The sequence below is a fragment of the Cupriavidus sp. F041 genome, from assembly GCF_057814235.1.
In genome coordinates this window covers 3,555,472-3,574,814 of the sequence record NZ_JBVASY010000001.1, presented here as the reverse complement: position 1 = coordinate 3,574,814, position 19,343 = coordinate 3,555,472, and the positions used below count along the sequence as shown (strand labels likewise).

The 19,343-nt window shown below is 66.8% G+C and carries 17 protein-coding genes; 8 read left to right on the top strand and 9 right to left on the bottom strand.

Features of this window, described 5'->3' with window-relative positions; genetic code table 11:
- Positions 1-19: 19 nt before the first annotated feature.
- The 6 genes from ACZY0R_RS16450 to ACZY0R_RS16425 form a co-directional block, all read right to left on the bottom strand.
- Entirely contained in the window at positions 20-1,021 is a 1,002-nt protein-coding gene (locus ACZY0R_RS16450) for a DUF58 domain-containing protein (protein ID WP_488859373.1), read from the bottom strand.
- 11 nt (positions 1,022-1,032) lie between these two features.
- Entirely contained in the window at positions 1,033-2,016 is a 984-nt protein-coding gene (locus ACZY0R_RS16445; protein WP_488859372.1) for an AAA family ATPase, read from the bottom strand.
- A 105-nt stretch (positions 2,017-2,121) separates the two neighbouring features.
- The gene (locus ACZY0R_RS16440; protein ID WP_488859371.1) at positions 2,122-3,774 is read right to left on the bottom strand and encodes an arylsulfatase; all 1,653 of its coding nucleotides are present in this window, start codon (positions 3,772-3,774) and stop codon (positions 2,122-2,124) included.
- A 77-nt stretch (positions 3,775-3,851) separates the two neighbouring features.
- A complete protein-coding gene (locus tag ACZY0R_RS16435; RefSeq protein ID WP_488859370.1) occupies positions 3,852-6,359 on the bottom strand; it encodes a spermidine synthase in 2,508 nt (835 codons plus the stop codon).
- 265 nt (positions 6,360-6,624) lie between these two features.
- On the bottom strand, positions 6,625-7,872 hold the full coding sequence (locus ACZY0R_RS16430; protein ID WP_488859369.1) for a formylglycine-generating enzyme family protein: 1,248 nt from the start codon (positions 7,870-7,872) through the stop codon (positions 6,625-6,627).
- 156 nt (positions 7,873-8,028) lie between these two features.
- On the bottom strand, positions 8,029-8,829 hold the full coding sequence (locus ACZY0R_RS16425; protein WP_488859368.1) for a hypothetical protein: 801 nt from the start codon (positions 8,827-8,829) through the stop codon (positions 8,029-8,031).
- A 214-nt stretch (positions 8,830-9,043) separates the two neighbouring features.
- On the opposite strand from ACZY0R_RS16425, the gene ACZY0R_RS16420 reads away from it, so the two are divergent.
- Both ACZY0R_RS16420 and ACZY0R_RS16415 read left to right on the top strand, forming a co-directional pair.
- Complete coding sequence (locus ACZY0R_RS16420) at positions 9,044-10,228, top strand: BamA/TamA family outer membrane protein (protein ID WP_488859367.1); 1,185 nt, start codon at positions 9,044-9,046, stop codon at positions 10,226-10,228.
- Between the two features lie 124 nt (positions 10,229-10,352).
- Positions 10,353-12,707 carry a carbohydrate-binding family V/XII gene (locus ACZY0R_RS16415; protein ID WP_488859745.1) on the top strand — a complete coding sequence of 785 codons (2,355 nt, stop codon included), beginning with the start codon at positions 10,353-10,355 and terminating at the stop codon, positions 12,705-12,707.
- Positions 12,708-12,770: 63 nt separating this feature from the next.
- Here the strand turns inward: ACZY0R_RS16415 and ACZY0R_RS16410 are convergent, their stop codons facing one another.
- Positions 12,771-13,361 (bottom strand): hypothetical protein, encoded by a 591-nt coding sequence (locus ACZY0R_RS16410; protein WP_488859366.1) that lies wholly within the window; start codon positions 13,359-13,361, stop codon positions 12,771-12,773.
- A 549-nt stretch (positions 13,362-13,910) separates the two neighbouring features.
- Here ACZY0R_RS16410 and ACZY0R_RS16405 point away from each other — a divergent pair.
- The 3 genes from ACZY0R_RS16405 to ACZY0R_RS16395 are packed head-to-tail and all read left to right on the top strand — an operon-like array spanning position 13,911 to position 14,816.
- A complete protein-coding gene (locus ACZY0R_RS16405; protein WP_488859365.1) occupies positions 13,911-14,303 on the top strand; it encodes a hypothetical protein in 393 nt (130 codons plus the stop codon).
- A gap of 54 nt (positions 14,304-14,357) precedes the next feature.
- Positions 14,358-14,489, top strand: coding sequence for a hypothetical protein (locus ACZY0R_RS16400; RefSeq protein WP_488859364.1), 132 nt, complete (start codon positions 14,358-14,360; stop codon positions 14,487-14,489).
- Between the two features lie 9 nt (positions 14,490-14,498).
- A complete protein-coding gene (locus ACZY0R_RS16395) occupies positions 14,499-14,816 on the top strand; it encodes a DUF1214 domain-containing protein (RefSeq protein WP_488859743.1) in 318 nt (105 codons plus the stop codon).
- A gap of 166 nt (positions 14,817-14,982) precedes the next feature.
- Here the strand turns inward: ACZY0R_RS16395 and ACZY0R_RS16390 are convergent, their stop codons facing one another.
- Positions 14,983-15,570, bottom strand: coding sequence for a TetR/AcrR family transcriptional regulator (locus ACZY0R_RS16390; protein WP_488859363.1), 588 nt, complete (start codon positions 15,568-15,570; stop codon positions 14,983-14,985).
- Between the two features lie 213 nt (positions 15,571-15,783).
- Here ACZY0R_RS16390 and ACZY0R_RS16385 point away from each other — a divergent pair, with 213 nt between their 5' ends.
- From ACZY0R_RS16385 to ACZY0R_RS16375, 3 genes are all read left to right on the top strand, one after another.
- Positions 15,784-16,512: an SDR family oxidoreductase gene (locus ACZY0R_RS16385; protein WP_488859362.1), complete on the top strand. Its 729-nt coding sequence runs from the start codon at positions 15,784-15,786 to the stop codon at positions 16,510-16,512.
- Positions 16,513-16,573: 61 nt separating this feature from the next.
- Positions 16,574-17,167, top strand: coding sequence for a 2-hydroxychromene-2-carboxylate isomerase (locus ACZY0R_RS16380; protein ID WP_488859361.1), 594 nt, complete (start codon positions 16,574-16,576; stop codon positions 17,165-17,167).
- A gap of 218 nt (positions 17,168-17,385) precedes the next feature.
- Positions 17,386-17,742 (top strand): hypothetical protein, encoded by a 357-nt coding sequence (locus ACZY0R_RS16375; protein ID WP_488859360.1) that lies wholly within the window; start codon positions 17,386-17,388, stop codon positions 17,740-17,742.
- A gap of 61 nt (positions 17,743-17,803) precedes the next feature.
- On the opposite strand, the gene ACZY0R_RS16370 is transcribed toward ACZY0R_RS16375, so the two are convergent.
- On the bottom strand, positions 17,804-19,054 hold the full coding sequence (locus ACZY0R_RS16370) for an AI-2E family transporter (RefSeq protein ID WP_488859359.1): 1,251 nt from the start codon (positions 19,052-19,054) through the stop codon (positions 17,804-17,806).
- Positions 19,055-19,343: the final 289 nt, after the last annotated feature.

Genomic DNA, 19,343 nt, shown 5'->3' with positions numbered 1-19,343 from the left:
GGAATATCCGCCGCGCGCCTCAATGCCGGCCTGGCGCTTTGCCGCGCGGCGCCAGGCGTCCCAGGAAATGCCGCAACTGGGCCAGGGCCTCGCCCTCCGTGTCGATCGGCATCATCGGCACGCCGCTGCGCTTGAGCAGTTCGGTGACCTCGTGCAGGCGCCCGGTGAAGAAGGATTCGATCGGCTCTCGCGTGGTCTTGTCGCCCATATCCAGCTCGACCTGCAGATGCCCTTCAGTCACGACCATGCGGCCGGTGTGGTGCGGCACCTCCTGGAACAAGGGATCGAACACCATCGCCGCGATCACGCTGTTGTGGCTGGAAAGCTGGCGCAGCAGGTCCTGGGTACGCTGGCCGGCGCCCGCGAAATCGCTGATCACGCAGATGAGGTGGTCGTGCCCGGCCAGTTGCAAGGCGCGCTCCAGCGTGCGGTCGAGCTGGCCGTAGACGGGCCGCGCCGCGCTGTCGGCGTGCAGCGCCTGGTTCATCCGGGCGATGGCGCCCAGCACGGCCTGCACGCGGGCACGGCTGCGCAGCGGCCGGATCAGCGTTGTATCGGAGTCGTTAAACACGATCGCGCCCACGCGGTCGCCCGCCTGCAGCGCCATCCAGGTGCACAACCCGGCAAACTCCGCGGCCAGCACCGATTTCATCGCCCGTCTGGAACCGAAGAACATCGGCATGCGCTGATCCACCACCAGCAGTACCGGCAGGTCGCGCTCCTCGGTATAGACGCGCACCAGCGGCTTGCCCATGCGCAGCGAGGCCTTCCAGTCCAGGTGGCGGATATCGTCGCCCTGCTGGTAGCCGCGCAGTTCCTCGAAGTTCAGGCCGCGCCCGCGAATGCGCGAGCCGTGCTTGCCCGACAGCACGCTGGCGTGCGGCTGGCGCATGGTGAAGCCCAGGTCCCGCACGGCCAGTTCCAGCCGGGCCAGGTGCGCGACGTCGACCCACACGGTGCCGAGTTCGCTCTCGCGCATCGGCCTGATGGCGTGATTGGTTACGCTGCTTCCCACCGGCATCGCGGGATCCTTTATGCGGGCACGGCCACGACCTCGACCAGTTTCTTCACCACCGCGTCGGCGTCCAGCCCGTCCGCGCTGGCGTCATAGGACAGGATCAGCCGGTGCCGCAAGGTCGGCAGCGCCATGGCGCGCACATCGTCCGGGGAGACGTGATCGCGTCCTTCCAGCCAGGCGTTGGCGCGGGCCGCGCGGTCCAGCGCTATGCCGCCGCGCGGGCTGGCGCCCAGCGCGATCCATTTCGCCAGTTCGGCGTCAAAGCGGGCCGGCGTGCGGCTGGCATTGACCAGGTCAATGATGTAGCGGTCGATCGCGTCAGCCACGTGGACACCGTGGATCTCTTCGCGCGCGGCAAAGATCGCCGACTGCGGCACCCTGGCCTGCTCCGAGCGGGGCGTAGCGGGCGCCGCGCTGCCCGTCTCCTCGCCGCGCACGAGGCGCAGCACATCGCGCTCGTCGTCGGCGGCGGGATAGGTGATCAGCACCTTCATCAGGAAGCGGTCCATCTGCGCCTCGGGCAGCGGGTAAGTGCCTTCTTGCTCGATCGGGTTCTGCGTGGCCAGCACCATGAACAGTTCAGGCATGGGATGGGTGGTGCCGCCCACCGAGACCTGGCGCTCCTCCATGGCTTCGAGCAGCGCGGATTGCACCTTGGCCGGCGCGCGGTTGATTTCGTCGGCCAGGATCAGGTTGCCGAACACGGGGCCCGGCTGGAAGCGGAAGCTGTTCCTGCCAGCCTCCTGGTAAAGGATGTCCGAGCCGGTGATGTCGGCGGGCAGCAGGTCCGGGGTGAACTGGATGCGGCGCATCTGCGCATCCAGGCTCGCGGCCACGCTCTTGACCATGCGCGTCTTGGCCAGCCCGGGCACGCTTTCCAGCAGCAGGTGGCCGTTGGCCAGCAGGCCGATGACGATCTGCCGGATCACTTCGCCCTGGCCTTTGATGGACTGCTCCACATGCTGCTGCAGCGCCGCGATTGCCTCTCTTGGACTCATTGTGTGTGCGTCTCTTGTTCGCCCCGGCCCGAGGGCGGGGTCTGGCGTGAGAATGGCCCACCGGGATGACCGGCGGGCCACGTAGTGACACGGCGGCTACGACCGCTACTTTTTCTGCGACCTCTGCTTTTCGATGCGCTCGTCCACCGACTTGCGGATCTGGTCCACGCTGAAGCTGGCAGGATTCTGGCTAGGTGGATAAGTCACGAAGGTCTCAAGGAATGCCGCTGCCTTGGTGACGCCTATCGCCGTCAGGTACGCATTCTTGGTAATCCAGTCGTAGTATTGGTCCGAGACGACATCTGCCCGCTCGTACGGATCCATGCGGAGGTTGAAGACCTTTGGAAACCGCAGGCAGGTAAACGGGTTAGCCCATACCTGCATGCCCCCCGGCGCTCGCTGCTCACAGAAGACTATCTTCCAGTCGCCGTAGCGCATCGCCACCAGTTCGCCGTCGTCGTTGAAGTAGTAGAAGTCATCACGCGCGCCCTTCGGACTCTTGCCGGTCAGGTAGTCGAGCTGGTTGTAGCCGTCCAGGTGCACCTTGAAACTCTGCCCGGACTTTGGCGACCAGCCTTTGAGCAGGCGATCCTTGACGGTGGTATCGCCCACGGCCGCAAGCAGCGTGGGGAACCAGTCCAGGCCGGAGAACATCTGGTTGGACACTTCGCCTGCCTTGATGCGGCCGGGCCAGCGCACCATGGCCGGCACCCGGAACGCACCTTCCCAGTTCGTGTTCTTCTCGCTGCGGAACGGCGTGGTTGCCGCGTCGGGCCAGGAGAACTGGTTCGGGCCGTTGTCGGTGGTGTAGACTACGATGGTGTCCTTGGCAATGCCCAGGTCATCCAGCGTCTTCAGCAGCTTGCCCACATCCTCGTCATGCTCCAGCATGCCGTCGGCATACTCGTTGCCCGGCATGCCGCTGCGCCCCTTCATGGAGTCGCGGACGTGCGTGAACAAGTGCATGCGGGTGGTATTCATCCAGACGAAGAATGGCTTGTTGTCCTTGGTCTGCTTCTTGATGAACTCCTGCGCGGCGGCAGTCGTCTCGTCGTCGATCGTCTCCATCCGCTTCGTGGTCAGCGGGCCGGTGTCCTGGACCTTGCCATCGGCGAACGAGTGGATCACGCCGCGCGGCGAGAAGTTCTTCACAAACGGGTCGTTCTTGTCCTTCGGCCAATAGGGGCGCTGGGGCTCCTCCTCGGCATTCAGGTGGTAGAGGTTGCCAAAGAACTCATCGAAACCATGCGCTGTCGGCAGGTACTCGTTCTTGTCGCCCAGGTGGTTCTTGCCGAACTGCCCGGTGGCATAACCCTGCGCCTTCAATGCCTGGGCAATCGTGATATCACCCTTCTGCAGGCCCACCGGCGCACCCGGCGCGCCGACCTTGCTCAGGCCGGTGCGCAACGGCGTCTGTCCGGTGATGAAGGAGGAGCGGCCGGCCGTGCAACTGTTCTCGGCGTAGTAGTCGGTAAACATCATGCCCTCGCGCGCGATACGGTCGATGTTTGGCGTCTTGTAACCGACCACACCCATGCTATAGGCGCTGATATTGGTCTGCCCGATGTCGTCGCCGAAGATCACCAGGATATTCGGCTTCTTGGCGGACGTGTTGTTCGGCGCGCTCGCTGGCGCCTTGGCAGGCGCGTCCGCTGCCATTGTGATGGTTGGTGCGGATACCAGCCAACCGGCGGCCGCGATCGGCACCGCCACCGCCAGCGCGATAGCCGCTCGCTTCAGTGAGCGATTAATTCGCATGTCTGCTCCTCCTCTGTTACCCGACCGCTGCCGGCGGCCCCGGTTTCCCAAATCCGTGTTCGCGGATCTCTCGTTGCTCAGTCCCGCATGCCCAGCATGCGGCGGAAGTACTGGTTGGCCTCACCGCCCTGCACGGCCAGCCCGATCTCTTCCCGCCAGCGCTGCCGGTCGCCGGCGTAAGCGGCGAGCGTGGCCGCATAGAAGTGCATCAGCCGGCGACGCTCCTGATCGATATCCGCCTGAAAGGCAGGGTCTGCGCCGCGCAACGGCGGTGCTACGTGCAGATCCAGCAAGGCGGGCAGCACGCGCGATATCTCGTCGCGCCGCACCCAGCCCGCGTATTCGATCAACGGCCGGTCGTCCGTCACGGCCGGCGCGCCGGCGGCGTAGCGCTCCAGCCCTTCCCGCCCCGTCACCCAAGTGGCGAGCAGCGCGGCGGGCGAATTGATGCCGACCTCGCGCAGGGCGTCGGCCACGGATGGCTGGTTGAAGCGCGCCTGGATGCGCGCGGCGTCCAGGTCCAGCGGCGCGTCCGAGCCCACCAGCAGCATCTCGTGCACCTCGGTAGTCCAAAGCGAGGCGTGCGGGAACGCGTCAAGAAAGCTGCGCACCAGCGCGCGGGAGTCTTCGTCGTTCTGCGTGGCCAGCGGCAGCCACTGGGCGAACAGCCCGCCCGGCTGCAAGCGGCTGCGCGCCAGCTCGTAGAAATCGCGCGAGTAGAGATTCACCACACCGGCCGCGGATGGCGGCGGCGGTTCCAGGGTGATCAGGTCGTAGCGCTCGGTGCTGCGCAGGAGTTCGTGGCGGCCGTCGCGCACGCGGATGTCGGATCGGGGATGGCGGCTGACATCGTAGTTACCCTTGAATTCCGGCACGGCACGCACCACCGCGGGCAGCAGCTCAGCCGTGACGCGGCGTTCCAGCCCCGGGTATTGCGTGAGCGCGCCCGCGGTAATGCCGGTGCCAAGCGCAACCACCAGCGCCGAGCGCGGCTCCTGCGTGTGGATCAGCAGCGGCAGCAAGGCCTGCAGCCGCATGTAACGCAGCGACCCGATGGCGTCGCCCGAGTTGGAGACACCTGAGATGTACAGGCGCCGGAAGCTGGCGCCCGGCCTGCCCTGCTCGATCACGGCGACCGTGCCGCCGGGGCTTTCCTCGTAGGAAACCAGGGTACCGTCCTTGGCCTCGGCCAGCAGCCGCGCGAGGCGATCGGGCGGCGTCAGCACGGCGGCCACTGCCACGCAGACGCCGATGCCCAGGGCGGCTGCGCACAGGGCGGGCCGCACGCCGGGGCCGCGCAGCACGGCCACTGTGCCCACCATAGCCGCCGCAGCGGCGAGTATCCCAAGGGTATGGACAAGGCCTAGCGCCGGTACCAGCACGAAGCCGGTCAGGAAGGTACCGGCGATGCCGCCCACCGTATTGAGCGCCAGCACAACGCCGACGTCGCGGCCGATATGGCCGGGTTCGGCACACAGGCGCAAGGCCGCGGGAAACGCCGCACCGAGCAGTATCGTGGGCGCAAACACCACGCACAGCCCCGCCAGAGCAAAGCGCGCGCACATTGCGGCCAGCTCGCTGCCCGTGACCGCCATGACCACGCCTGCCAGGCTCACCTGCAACTGGACCAGCCAGTTCCCGAGCCCCGCCACCTGCAGCAGCGCGACCAGGCCCGCAAGCCCCACCAGCACGCCAAACACGCCCCACGGATCGCGCACGCGGTCGGCAAAACGGGCGTAGATGGCGCTGCCTGCCACCAGGCCGCCCAGGTAGGTGGCCAGCACGATGGTGAAGGCAAAGCTGCGCGTGCTCATGAACTGCACGATGGTCTGCGACCAGACGACTTCATAGCCGAGCGCGATGCCGCCGGCCACGGCATAGAGCCCCACCGCCAGCCGTGCCCGCGCTTGCGGCGCGGCCACCGGTGCTGCCGCGGCGGCATCGATTGCCCGAGGCGCGCTGGCGCGGCCAAAGCCAAACGCCGTTGCCGCCAGCGCCAGGTTGACCAGCGCAGCGGCCATGGCGGCGCCACGCACGCCAAACGAAGGCACCAGCATGAAGGTAGTCAGCAAGGCGCCGGCCATGGCGCCCAGGGTATTGGCGGCGTAGAGCCCGCCGCCGGTACGCGCCACCTTGCCCGCCGGCGGGGCGCAGGCCGCCATCAGCGCGGGCAAGGTGCCGCCCATCAACAAGGCAGGCACGCCGATCAGCGCGAAGGGCAGGCACCAGGCCAGCAGGCCGGCGCGGCTCTCGATCGCCACGAACCACGGTGCCGCCTGCGCCAGCCCGAGCGTGGCGCCAAGGCCCAGCATCGCAATGCCGAGTTCCAGCGCGGCGTAGAACAACAAGGGCCGTGCCGCGCGGTCCGCGCGCCGGCCCAGCGCCCAGCCGCCGCAGGCCAGGCCAAGGAAGAACGCGCTGACGCCCGTGGTGACGGCATAGACGTCAACGCCAACGATCAGCGCCACCTGTTTGATCCACAGCACCTGGTAGACCAGCGCGGATGCACCGGAGGCGAACAGCAGCGCCGCCAGCAAAGCCCCATGCGTCTCTGCCGCTTCCAGCGCCAGGGGCCGTGACGGCATTGCGGGCCGTCCCGGTGGCGGTGCCGCCATCGCGGCTGAATGTGCCCGGTTCCTGCTCATCTGTCCCAACCTCCGCGTGCATCCCATCCCGCGCCGTGCGGCGCAGGCGCTGCCACCCCGCTAGAAGCGACCGGCCCCGATCCGGCTCATGCGTGTCATGCCTTCCCTGTCAACGGACCGCGATTCACCAGGCAGCAGGAGAAAAACTGCCACCCGCACACAGGCCCCTGCCGCGCCGCTCGTCGGAAATGGTTCGCCGCCCCGCTCAGCCTGGCCGCGGGCCACCTGCGGCAGCCTGCGTAGCGGCCTTGCCGTCCCTGGCCTGCTTCCACTGCGTGTCGTCCACCACCAGCCGGAAGCCGAGGTGCGACATGCTGTTGTACGGATCTGTGCCGCGCCTGGCGCTGGGGCGATAGCTCAGGCAATAGTCTTCATTGCAGAGGAAGGACCCGCCGCGCGTGACGCGGCGCGGTGCGGCCACGGGGACGCCGGGCTCCGAGGGATCCCACGAATCGGCCGGGCCGCCAGGGTTCTCGATCGGCCTGGCGCTCACGGCTTCGCGCCGAAACTGGTCGGCGCGGTACCAGTCTGCCACCCACTGCCAGGCGTTGCCGGTCATGTCGGACAAGCCGTAGCCGTTGGCCGGGAACGTGCCCACCGGGCTGGTGCCGAGCGCGCCGCCGGCCTTCGCGCTCACCACCGGGAACGGCTGCGCTTGTTGTCCCTGCCAGACGTTGGCCATCTGTCGGCCTTCCGGGGCGAACTGGTCGCCCCAGCCATAGGTCGCCTGTTCCAGCCCGCCGCGCGCGGCGAACTCCCATTCGGCCTCGGTAGGCAGGCGCTTGCCGGCCCATTTCGCGTAGGCCTGCGCGTCTTCATGGGAAACCTGTACCACCGGATGATCGTCCTTGCCGGTGATATTGCTGTCGGGGCCGCCCGGATGCCGCCAGTCCGCGCCGGGCACATAGCGCCACCAGCGCGAGTAATCCTGCAGCGGCACCGGCCGGTTGGTGCCGACGAACACCATGCCGCCCGCCACCATCGCCGAATCGGGGGGACGCGGCGTGCCGGGCGGCAACTGCACGCGCAGCGTCTCCCAGTCCGGTTTGCGCTCGGCCGTGGTGACATAGCCGGTAGCGCGCACGAAGGCGGCAAATTGCGCGTTGGTGACGTGGTGGATATCCATCCAGAAACCATGTACGCGCACCTTGTGGGCCGGCCGCTCGTTGGCCTGCGCCAGCTTATGGTCGCTGCCCATCAGGAATTCCCCGCCCGGCACCCAGGCCATGTCCCTGGGGCCGCGCGTGCCATCGCCGAATACCGCTTTGGCCGGTACCTGCGCGGTGCCGCGCGCCTGCCACCAGGCCGCGCCGCCGCCCACCGCCGCGCAAGCCAGCACCGCCGCGCCGATCCACAGCGCGCGGCGCCAGCGCGCGGGCGCCGGCCCCGCCACCGTCGCCGCGGCCGGAGCGGCCCGGCGGGATTGACTGTCCTTCTCTCGACGACGATTCATGGTTGCGGTCCGCAATAGGCTGGCCACGCCCCAGCCTGGGGCGTGCTTTTAGCATGCCAGAGCAAGCCGGAGGGAGAGATGAAAGTTTTTGGCACCGATGTTAGGGAATTGTTGTGGGAGCCAACGTGGCGGTCCGGCCGCGGCGCCTTGCGCTCCCTACTTGCCGAACGTCATGTTCAAGCCGGCGAACACCGTCCATTGCGGCTGCCCCGGACCGTGGTGTGCCACCGAATACTGGGGCTCGACAAACACATTCATGATGGTCTTGCCCTCCTTCCACGCCTTGCCGAAGCCAAGGCCCACCGGGATGTAATAGGCGTCGTTCTGCAGGTTGAAAGTCCATATCCCGGTGGACCGCGCATACCAGCCACCCGGGAAATTGAAAATGCCGAAGGGCTGGAACGTCAGCGTCTGCACGGTCGGGCGCGCGCTCTGCCCGGCAAAGGAGTGCTGCCATTGCACCAGGGCACCCAGCAGCCGGGCCGGGGTGGGATCCACCACCACGGCGGCCAGGCCGGCCTGCCATTTGCCGGTGCCGAGCTCCGGCGAGGTTGCGGTGGGCATGGTCAGCAACGGCCCCACGCCGATCTGCGTGCCCTGGGACCTGAGCAGGAAAATATCGAAGATATTGATGTCGCCAAGGCCCGTGGTGTAGCTGCCATCGGCCTGAGGGCGCGTGCTGACCGGCACCGTGGCGCGCAGGATCTGCGGCACGCCCACCAGATTGCCAGGCAGGATGGGCAGCGTGCCGCGCAGCAGGAAATCGTTGGTGTGCACGTTGGTGTCGTACACCCGAGGCGAGTAATAGTTCTGCAGGTTGAGCGAAGGCGCCGGGTTGAGCGGGTTGTTGCTCTTGTTGGCGTCCTCGGCGGTGGATTGCGCATGCAGCCCCGGCGCGGCGCCCAGTGTCAGCGCGAGCATGGCGGCCTGTCCGCGGCGCAGCAAAATCGTCTTCATCGTTGCATTTCCCTGGGAATTCCTGCTTGCTGCCAGCCGAAGGACCCAACTGGCGCATCGATCACTCAGGGCGATGCTGACATAGGCTCCCTATGTGCGATATACAGAACTTTTCCCACGTGATCTGAAAGTTTTCGCATGGCGTCCACGCCGCAGGGCGATGGCTTAAGGTGGCGGGACGTCACCGAGCCCGCTGTCGCCCCCAACGCTTTTCATGCAGATTCCGAATCGCTTTCCTGCCACACAAGCCTTGCTTGCATGCGGACTGCTCGCGCTCGCGGCAACAACCGCGCACGCCCAACCCTCACCGCAGAACAGCCAGAACCAAGAGAAGGACCCGAAAGCGCTGAGCTTGTTCGACCATGAAGACGGCATGCTCGACGCAAGCGACCTCCTGCTCAACCACAAGGGCGCGCTGCCGGTGCCAGCCCTCATCACCGAGCCGGCCATCGGCTACGGCGCCGGCCTGGGTCTGCTGTTTTTCTCCGAATCGATGAAGGACGCTGCCGAGAAGGCGCACGCCAGCGGGCAGGGTCCGGCCCCGCCCAATATCACCGCGGTGGGCGGCGCCTATACCGGCAACGGCACCTGGGGCGTGGGCGCGGCACACTTTCATACCTGGGACGGCGACCGCTACCGCTACCTCGGCGCGCTGGCCAAGGTCGATGCGCAACTCGATTACTTCGGCTTGCTCAACCAGGCGCGCGCCTACCAACTGGAGGGGCTGTTCCTGGTGCAGCAATTCATGGCGCGCATCGGAGACTCCCACTGGTACGTGGGGCCGCGCTACGTCCTGTTCGACTCCACGGCCACCTTCAAGGGCCCGGTGGCCACCGAACTGGGTGGCATTGACCGCGACCAACGCATCGGCAAGGGCGGGCTGGTGGTCGACTACGATTCGCGCGACAACATCTTCTATCCCAGCCGCGGCAGCTATGCCGAGCTGGAAGCGCAGTTCGCGCGCGGCGGCTTCGGCAGCACGCAGAACTTCAATATGTACAACGCGCGCGGCTTCACCTGGCTGCCGCTGGCGCGCACATGGATCCTCGGGCTGCGCGCCGACGGGCGCTTCTCCACCGGCGATATTCCCTTCTACGCGCAGCCCTTCGTCGATCTGCGCGGCGTATCCAAGGGCCGCTACCAGGACCGCAACGCCGTCGTCACCGAAATGGAGTTGCGCTGGGAGGCGACGCCGCGCTGGTCGTTGCTGGGCTTTACCGGCGCGGGCAAGGCCTATGGCAGATGGCACAGCTTCTCCGACGCGGCCACCGTGTATAGCATCGGCGGGGGCTTTCGCTACCTGATCGCGCGCAAGCTGGGGGTGTCGATCGGCATCGACGTGGCCCATAGCAAAAACCAGAACGCCTTTTATGTCCAGGTGGGCAGCGCCTGGCATTAAGCCGCCGCCGTGCCGTCCCGCCACCTTTCCACAGCACTGGAGCTGTCTTATGCAAAAGCCGATACCAACGCCCACGCAGACATCCGGGCCCGGCCGCCATCTCACCGCGCCGTTGGGCCTGTTGATGCTTGCCGGATGCCTGGCGCTGGGCTTGCCCCAGGCACAGGCCGCCAACCCGCCGAAGGCCGCGGCGCCGCTGACCTGGCCGCGCGATTTCGATGCCGCTTCCCAGCACATCGAGATCTACCAGCCGCAGGTGGAGCGATGGGATGGCGATCGCCTGTCCGGCCGCGCCGCCGTTGCGGTGGGCGCCAAGGACGGCGCGCCTACCTACGGCGTGGCGCATTTTGCGGCGCGCGCCGATATCGACAAGGCCTCCGGCCTGGTGCAGATGCGCGACATCCAGATTACCAGCGTCGAGGTGCCGACCAATCCCGATGGCGCCGACCAGGTGCGCGCGGCGCTGGTGGGGCGCCTGCCCAAGGCCGGCATGACGGTGCCGCTCGACGAACTGCAGGCCAGCTACGCCGTCTCGCAGCAACAGGCCAAGGCGCCCGGCGTGGCGGTGAAGAACGATGCGCCGCACATCGTGTTCGCATCGGTCCCGACCTTGCTGGTGCTGGTGGACGGCGAGCCGGCCTGGCGCGAGGTGAGCGGCACGCGCTACCAGCACGCGCTCAACGGCCGCGCCCTGCTGCTGCGCGATAGCGGCGGAAAGCTCTACCTGCAGGCCGCGGGCTATTGGTACACCGCTGACGGGCTGAACGGGCCGTGGGCAGTGCTGGCCAGCCCGCCGCAAGCCCTGGTGACCGCCGGCAGCCGCGCACAGACCGGCGTCAAGGCCGACCCGATGCTGCCCGCCGACGGCAAGCGCCCCGCCAACGCGCCGGCGGTACTGGTATCCACCTCGCCCACCGAGCTGATCGTCATCGACGGCACGCCAAAGCTGTCGCCGGTGGCCGGCGTCGGCCTGCTGACGGTAACCAATACCGATCGCGCGGTATTCGTCGACCCCAGCTCCAACCGGTATTACGTGCTGATCTCCGGCCGCTGGTTCCGTGCGCCGGGATTCGATGGTCCGTGGCAATTCGTGCCCGGCAGCGAACTGCCGGCGGACTTCGCGAAGATTCCGCCGCAGGATCCCAAGGCCAACGTGCTGGTGTCGGTGCCGGGCACGCCGCAGGCCCGCGAGGCGCAGATCGCCGCGACCATCCCGCAGACCGCATCGGTGTCGCGCGCCAAGGCCACGCTCACGGTCGCCTTCGACGGCTCGCCGCGTTTCATGCCCATTACCGGCACCTCGATGAGCTACGCGGTGAACGCCGCCACGCCGGTACTCCAGGTTGACGGCGAGCACTACTACGCGGTGTCCAACGGCGTGTGGTTCGTCGCCGCCGCACCCACCGGACCCTGGCGCGTCGCCACCGAGGTGCCGGGCACGATCTACACCATCCCGGCCAGTTCGCCGCTGCACTACGTCACCTATGTGCGCATCTACTCCGTCACCCCGGACACGGTGGTGGTCGGCTATACGCCCGGCTATATGGGCGTGGTGGTGAACCCGGACGGCACCGTGGTCTACGGCACGGGCTATGTCTACCCGGCCTACGTGGGCTCGGTTTACTACGGCTATCCCCCCACCTATGGCTATGGCGCGGGCTTTGCGCTTGGCACCGCGGAGGGCTTCGCCTTCGGTTTCGCCGTGGGCGCGGTATGGGGCGCCGCCGCGCCCTACTGGGGCCCATACTGGGGCGGCGGCTACTGGAACTACGTCAACGTCAACACGGCGAATTTCTACGGGCGCTGGGGACAAGGCACGGTGACGCATGCCTCGGGCTACAACGCCTGGACCGGCACGCAATGGCGCGGCGCCGCCGGCGCGGGGTACAACCCGGCAACCGGCGCGCGCTACCAGGGCAGCGCCGGCGCCGCCTTCAACCCCTACAGCGGCAACGCCGTGGCCGGACGGCAAGGCGCCTTCTCCAACCCGTCGACCGGGCGCAGCGGCGCCGGGCGTGGCGGCGTCGCCGGCAACGAGTACACCGGCAACTACGCTGCCGGGCGCCAGGTAGCGAGCTATAACGCGCAGACCGGGCGTGCAGGCGCGGCCGAGTTCGGCGTGGCGGGCAACACGCAGACCGGCCAGCACGAAGCGGCCAGCAAGGGCGTGATGGTCAACCGGGACAAGGGCAATGCCGTGGCCTGGAACAACGGCGATGTGTACGCCGGCCACGACGGCAACGTCTACCAGCACACCCAGGATGGCGGCTGGCAGAAGCACACGTCGGGCGGCTGGCAGCCGGTGCAGCCCAACCCGGATGTCGCCGACCAGCTGGACCAGCAGCGACAGGCGCGCAACGTGGGACAGCAGCGCTTCGGGCAGACAGCGCACCAGTGGGGCGGCGGCGGGGGTGGCAACTTCAGCGGCAACTTCGGCGGCGGCCGGCGCATGGGCGGCTTCCACGGCTTTCACCGCTAGCGCGTGAACGCAGGCATCCCGCGGCCATACAGCACCGCGGGATGCTTCGCAATCTTGCCAGGGTCAGGACTTGGCCGGGCCGGTGACCACGATCGCAACCACCTCGCGATAGACGATCTTGGCGAGCCGGCCCGCCTTGATCTTGCTGAGGTCGATATTCGGGTCCCGCACCTTAACCGTGCGCAGCGTCTCGCGCGGGGTGCGGAAGGTCACGGTGCGGTTCTTGGCATCGACCTTGGTAATCTGCGCCGTGACCGTGGTCGTGATCTCACGCGCGAAGCCGGGCTTGGCGCCGTCCCCCGCACGCGCGGTGCGCTCCACCGATTCCGTGATTGCCGTGTCCTTGGTGTCTACCGGATCCAGCGTGGTGACCACGGCGGCATCCCGGGTCAGCGTCACCATGTCGCCCTTGTTGATCTGCTTGAAGTTCTTCACTTCATCGCCACCAATCAGTTCGACGACGTTGCCGCGCGGGCCCTGCACCAGCACCGCCTTCGAATCCGGATCGATGGCGACGATACGGCCGGAAACCACCAGTTCCTCGGCAATGCCGGCGGCGAGGGTGGACGCAGCCTGGCTCAGCGGGGTGAAGAGCACGGCCGCGGCAAGGCCGACTGCGTGCAGGGAATGGGAGAGCAAATGACGGTTTAGCATGGGAATCCTGGCAAGTAGTCAGCGAAATGGAAGATCAGAAAAGCTCAGATGCAGGACAAGCGAAAGCCCTGACTACGCAGCATGGCGAGCATGCTGCGGTACACCCGGCTTGAACATAGCGCGCCTCGGCCCGGTGTGGAGCGCCGGGTGAAAGATTTCATATCGCATCGGGAAAACTTTGCAATGGACCGCTGCGGTGCGGTTTGCCAAATTATTTAGATCGCAGCACAAAACTTTCACTTCATCTGGCCTTGCGTCTCCCATATGGTCGGAACCCCGGCCTCGGAAAAGCCGTGCAAACGATAACGCCCTGCGTCCGGGCAGCCGCTCAGCGTGGCTGCTTGCTCATTTGCCTTGACTCGCTGCACAAACGCACTGTATTGCCTTTTGCTGCCAGAGTGGACTAAGTTTGCGGCAGGGATACTGGCTGGCGCCCTCTTCGATAGGCGTCGAGATGCGCCGCTTTCAGCACATAGAATGGTGGGACTGAGCCCCCGCCTCCGTGCCGGTTCCTCCAGTCGTTTCCCATGTCCACCAAGGACCCTTGCCATGACACCGCGCCTGCTGCTCCATACCACGCTACTCAGCGCTGCCCTGCTCGCCCCGGCCGCACCAGCGTTCGCCTACCTCGACACCTTTATCCACGGCACGGTCATCGGCACCATGAGCCAGAAGGAATCGGCCGCGTTCGCCCAGAACGTGCGCAACGTGCTGATCAACGGCGCCGACGGGACCATGGTCTCCTGGACCGCCCCCCCGGAAGGCAAGCGCAAGCCGATCGAAGGCCAGCTGACGCCGCTGCGCAGCAAGACCGACAAGGGCCAGCCCTGCCGGCAGCTGAAGGCACAGCTCAAGCGCGGGGATCAGGAAGACAACTGGACCGGCTGGTTCTGCAAGCAAAGCGACGGCCGCTGGCGCTCGCGCCCGGTCGCGGAAGACTGAGTCCGGGCCGGCACCAGAAAAAAGACAAACAACTAATCAAAGGGAGAGTTGCAAATGGCCAGATTGCCGGCATTTGCGATCGGGTTCGCGTTGGCCGGCTTCATTGCCGGCGCCGGGCCAGCCGTGGCGCAGTCCGCTGCCACGCAGGACGAAACCCGCGCCATTGCCAGGGATGCCTATATCTAGGCGTCGAAGATCCGTTTCGGGCCGGGCCAGTTACCTCCCGCCAGGTTTTTCTGGTCGATCACGCTTTACACGTTGCCGGATCGATTCCTGTATGCCAATCCCCTCCAGCGCTACTCGATCGGCGACCGCACCAAGGGCCTGAAATACGATGCCGACGGCGGACTCACGCTCTATGTGGGCCATGTCTCCCCCGGCAAGGAAAAGGAGTCCAACTGGCTGCCCGCACCCGAAGGCATGTATAGCGCCGTGGGCGGGCTGTACGGGCCGAGCGAAGCGGCGATGAATGGCAGCTGGAAATTGCCGCCATTGACGCCCGCTACCGACTGACAGCGTGCGGCGGCGCGGCGCCGCACACCCCGCCGTTTCACTGGTTTGCATCCCCTGTATCCTCAGGAACGACTATGTGGCTCGCGCGGCGGGAGCCTCGGAACTGCTGGAGGGAAAATGGAAGTCGCCAGCAGTTGAGAGGGTGAAGCAAGGAACGGGGAAGCCGTTACTTCGATCCCCTCGCATCCACGGCCTGCTCGCCCAGCCGCCGCTCCAGCATATCCCGCGCACCAGCCAGGATCTCCCGCGCCACATCCTGGCTGGCCACCGTGCGTGCCAGCATCAATGCGCCCACGCACTGCGACATCACGCCCCAGGCCGCCTCGCCGCTTCCGAGCCGCCGGGCGATATCCCGCTGCATGGCAACCAGGCCGTCCTCGCAGGCAGCGCGCGTCTGAGCATCGGCCCGCGCAATCTCCGCCGCAAGGCTCGGCAACGGACACCCTGTCTCCGGATGCCGCACATGCCCCAAGGTGAGATAGCGGTCCAGCATCCCCGCCAGCCACGCGCCATCGCCCCCTTCCCCGTCGAGCAGCAACAGCTCGCGGCTACGCTGCAGTTCCCGCGCGATCACCTCGCGCAGCAGCGCCTGCTTGGAATCGAAATGGCTGTAGAAGGCGCCGCCGGTCAGGCCGGCCGCGCCCATCAGCTGGTCAACGCCGGTGGCGGCAAACCCCTCGCGCTTGACCAGCGCGCCGCTGGCCTCCAGGACCCGCTGGCGAGTGGCGGCTTTATGACTTGCGGAATAACGCATTGCTCTTCCTGGGCTCGGGACAGGGATAGAAACAGGAATACGGATAGGGACGGGACTTGACGCAACCCGCATTCATACCATAACGTTCGTTTACTAAACGAACGTTTAGCTTACGCCGGATCCGCGCCCGTTGGAAGCGGGTGGCGTCGGCCAGAACGCAAACAGCCCGTCCGCGTCCTTGCGCGGGCTGACAATCCAAGACCGGAGACAAATATGTCCGACAAGAAAGCCATCCTCGTGGTGGGTGCTGGCGACGCCACCGGCGGCGCCATTGCGCGCCGGTTTGCGCGCGAAGGCTATATCGCGTGCGTGACGCGCCGCAGCGCCGACAAGCTCGCCCCACTGGTCGAGCAGATCCGCGCCGAGGGTGGCGAGGCTCATGGTTTTGCCTGCGACGCCCGCAAGGAAGACGAGACCGTGGCGCTGATCGAGCGCATCGAGCGCGAGATCGCGCCGCTGGAGGTGGCGATATTCAACATCGGCGCCAATGTGCGGTTCTCCGTGCTGGAAACCACGTCGCGCGTCTACTTCAAGGTCTGGGAGATGGCCTGCTTCGGCGGCTTCCTGATGGGGCGCGAGGCGGCCCGCGTGATGCTGCCGCGCGGGCGCGGTTCGATCTTCTTCACCGGCGCCACCGCCAGCCTGCGAGGGCGCGATGGCATGAGCGCCTTCGCGGGCGCCAAGCACGCGCTGCGCGCGCTGGCCCAGAGCATGGCGCGCGAGCTGGGTCCGAAGAACATCCATGTGGCGCACCTGGTCGTGGATGCCGCCATCGACACCGACTTCATCCGCTCGAACTTCCCCGACCGCTACGCCACCAAGCAGGACGACGGCATCGTCAATCCCGAGCATATTGCGGATACCTACTGGATGCTGCACCAGCAACCGCGCGACGCGTGGACACATGAACTCGACATCCGTCCGTGGATCGAGCCGTGGTAAGGCGCGGCCAGCGCGGCAGTGAAGCGATCAACGACAAGACACGACAAGCGGAGACAACGGCATGAGCAGGCAAGTAGAGTTTTATTTCGACTTCGGCAGCCCCTATTCCTATCTGGCTTACAAGGAACTGCCTCGCGTGGCGCAGCGCACCGGCGCCGAGATCGTATGGCGGCCGATCCTGCTGGGCGGCGTCTTCAAGGCCACCGGCAACCATAGCCCCGCGGAGATTCCGGCCAAGGGCCTCTGGTCGAAGACCGACACGCAGCGCTGGTCGCGGCGCTACGGTGCAAACCTCAGGCAAAATCCGCACTTCCCGATCAACACGCTTGCGCTGATGCGCGCCGCGACAGGCTTCCAGATGCGGGACGAGGTCGCGTTCCACCGCTATGTGGCAGCGATTTTTGCCGCCATGTGGGAGGCGCAGCGCAACCTGAACGATCCGGCCGAGATTGGCGCCGTGCTCACGGCGGCCGGGTTCGATGCGCGCGAGGTGCTGGCCATGATCGACGACCCCGCGGTCAAGGATGCCCTGAAACAGGCCACCGAAGCGGCCGTGGCGCGCGGGTTGTTCGGCGTGCCCAGTTTCATCGTCGGCGACGAACTGTTCTGGGGCAACGATCGCTTGCTGTTCGTCGAGGAAGCGCTGGCCGCGTAGCCGCATCGCCGGCGCCCAGGCTGGCCGCTGTTATCAAGAGGCGACCGGCACTTGCAGCGCCGGCTCGCTTGCAGCGATGTCAGCGCCCTGCCCCCAGGGCACGGAATGAAGGTGTTCGGCTATCGATATGCGCCGTTTGCGCATATGGGAGGCACGGGTAGAATCGCGCATCCCAGGGATGCTGCCGCGATGCTGGCACGCCCGCTTTCCAGCCAGCCATGACACTAACCCCGGCCACACCTGCCTACGAGATCCTCTTTGCTTTTACCGGCCACGCCGGCACGGTGCTGGAAATCAAGCGCCTTGGCCTGCCCGCCGATGCCCCGCGCTCGCGCAAGTACCAGTGGCTGTGGGTGGACGCCGGCAACAACCCGGCGCAAGTGGTGCCGCTGCAGTTTGTCTCGATGAACCAGGGGATGCGCCAGGAACGCGTGTTTGCCGAAGGCACGCTGCGCTTCGACGAACGCGAGGCGGAACTGGCCTGGCATACGGCAGGCACACTGCACCTGCAAGCGTGCCTGCCGGATGCCGTGCCGGCCGCCGTTGCGAAGCTGGTGGCACGTTTCGTGGCGTAGCAGTAAGCATCAGCGGCGCGCGCAATCAGCGAGTACCAGCGGGCCGTCCCCGCAACGGCCCTCACTCGCCCAGGAACTCCGCCAACACTTCCAGCCCCTCCACATGATCCGCCACAACCTTGGCGATCACGGCGATGGGAATGGCCAGCAGTACACCCCAGGTGCCCCATAGCCAGGTGAACAGCAGCAGCACGATGAACACCGCGACGGCGTTCATCTTGGCCATGCGTCCGGTCATCCAGGTGGTGACCAGCGCGCCGATCAGGGTGGCGACCAGCATCGAGCCGCCGGCCGCCATCGCCGCCGTGCCGAAGTCGCCGGACTGCATGAAGGCGGCAAGCCCGATGCACACCGCGATCAGGACCGCGCCGAAATAAGGCACCAGATGCAAGGCGGCGGCGGCCAGCGCCCAGGTGCCGGCGTTGTCCACGTGCAGCCATTTCAGCAGGAACCAGGTCAGCGCGCCAACCATGGCATTGGTCACCACCAGCATCACCATGTAGCGCTGGATCTGCCGGTTGATCTCGTCGAGCATGTGCACGCTGATCTTCTTCTGCGACAGCGTGGTCCCAGCCATCTTGACGAACTTGCGCTTGAACATGTCGCCGGACACCAGCATGAAGAAACTCAGGAACAACACCACCGATGCCTGGCCGACGAGCGCGAAGACGCCAACCGAGCCTGCAAGCAGGATATTGTTGAGCGAATCCCCCGGGCGCTCCACGATGACCCGCGAGCCACGCACTGGCGGCCCTTGCCCGGTGCCGCCCAGCACCGTGGCCGCCCGCCGGATCTTCTGCAGCATCGAGTCGTCGCCGCTGAGCAAGGCGCCCACCGAGCGAGACAGCTTGGTAGCCACTTCCGGCAAGCGGTCCACCAGCCCCGATACCTGGTCCTGCAGCAAGTAGGCGCAACAGACCACGCCGGCCAGCACCGCGAGCAGAACTAGCGAGGCACCAAGCACGCGCGGTATGCGGCGGCCGCACAGCACGGTCACCAGCGGATCCAGCATGTAGGCAATGACCACCGCCAGCACCACGGGAATCACGAACTCGCGGGCCAGGTGCAGCGTATAGAGCGAGGCCAGCACCGCGAGGACGGTCAGCGCCCGTGCGCCGCGCCCCGCAGGTACAGGGCCGGGAGCGGCCTCCGGCGCCACGCTTGCCAGGGAGGCAGCCGCCGCCTGCCCGGTTGCGGATTCAGGCGTGGGTGCGTGGCTGCCCGTACGGGCTCCGGTGCCAGGGCCGGCATCCGGGTCAGGAGGAACAGACGATTGGCTCACCGAGGCGGGCCCGGCGTTCAGATCGGCCATGGGTTGCAGATTGGTTGCGTGAACGACAGCATGAGAGGTGGCTTGGGGGGGGGCGCAATACCCGCGCGGTTGACGGAAGCAGTGGACTTTTCCTGGCCACATGCCGGGGTACGGGGTGCGGGGCATGGGGTGCGAATGCAATGCGCAAGGCACACGGCGGCGAAGGCGCCCGCCTCGCATCACTCAAGCATAGTCTTGCCGGGACGGGATTCTGTCGGCGAAAGCCGCTAGCCGGTGTAGGACAAGCACGCCTTGCCGCGCCGCACGCGATGCGCCACATTGAGAGGAG

What these genes read in the sequence shown, in the direction of transcription:
- ACZY0R_RS16450 (WP_488859373.1), bottom strand. Translation starts at nt 1,021, where the DNA reads ATGCCGGTGGGAAGCAGCGTAACCAATCACGCCATCAGGCCGATGCGC.
- ACZY0R_RS16445 (WP_488859372.1), bottom strand. Translation starts at nt 2,016, where the DNA reads ATGAGTCCAAGAGAGGCAATCGCGGCGCTGCAGCAGCATGTGGAGCAG.
- ACZY0R_RS16440 (WP_488859371.1), bottom strand. Translation starts at nt 3,774, where the DNA reads ATGCGAATTAATCGCTCACTGAAGCGAGCGGCTATCGCGCTGGCGGTG.
- ACZY0R_RS16435 (WP_488859370.1), bottom strand. Translation starts at nt 6,359, where the DNA reads ATGCCGTCACGGCCCCTGGCGCTGGAAGCGGCAGAGACGCATGGGGCT.
- ACZY0R_RS16430 (WP_488859369.1), bottom strand. Translation starts at nt 7,872, where the DNA reads ATGAATCGTCGTCGAGAGAAGGACAGTCAATCCCGCCGGGCCGCTCCG.
- ACZY0R_RS16425 (WP_488859368.1), bottom strand. Translation starts at nt 8,829, where the DNA reads ATGAAGACGATTTTGCTGCGCCGCGGACAGGCCGCCATGCTCGCGCTG.
- ACZY0R_RS16420 (WP_488859367.1), top strand. Translation starts at nt 9,044, where the DNA reads ATGCAGATTCCGAATCGCTTTCCTGCCACACAAGCCTTGCTTGCATGC.
- ACZY0R_RS16415 (WP_488859745.1), top strand. Translation starts at nt 10,353, where the DNA reads ATGCTTGCCGGATGCCTGGCGCTGGGCTTGCCCCAGGCACAGGCCGCC.
- ACZY0R_RS16410 (WP_488859366.1), bottom strand. Translation starts at nt 13,361, where the DNA reads ATGCTAAACCGTCATTTGCTCTCCCATTCCCTGCACGCAGTCGGCCTT.
- ACZY0R_RS16405 (WP_488859365.1), top strand. Translation starts at nt 13,911, where the DNA reads ATGACACCGCGCCTGCTGCTCCATACCACGCTACTCAGCGCTGCCCTG.
- ACZY0R_RS16400 (WP_488859364.1), top strand. Translation starts at nt 14,358, where the DNA reads ATGGCCAGATTGCCGGCATTTGCGATCGGGTTCGCGTTGGCCGGCTTC.
- ACZY0R_RS16390 (WP_488859363.1), bottom strand. Translation starts at nt 15,570, where the DNA reads ATGCGTTATTCCGCAAGTCATAAAGCCGCCACTCGCCAGCGGGTCCTG.
- ACZY0R_RS16385 (WP_488859362.1), top strand. Translation starts at nt 15,784, where the DNA reads ATGTCCGACAAGAAAGCCATCCTCGTGGTGGGTGCTGGCGACGCCACC.
- ACZY0R_RS16380 (WP_488859361.1), top strand. Translation starts at nt 16,574, where the DNA reads ATGAGCAGGCAAGTAGAGTTTTATTTCGACTTCGGCAGCCCCTATTCC.
- ACZY0R_RS16375 (WP_488859360.1), top strand. Translation starts at nt 17,386, where the DNA reads ATGACACTAACCCCGGCCACACCTGCCTACGAGATCCTCTTTGCTTTT.
- ACZY0R_RS16370 (WP_488859359.1), bottom strand. Translation starts at nt 19,054, where the DNA reads ATGGCCGATCTGAACGCCGGGCCCGCCTCGGTGAGCCAATCGTCTGTT.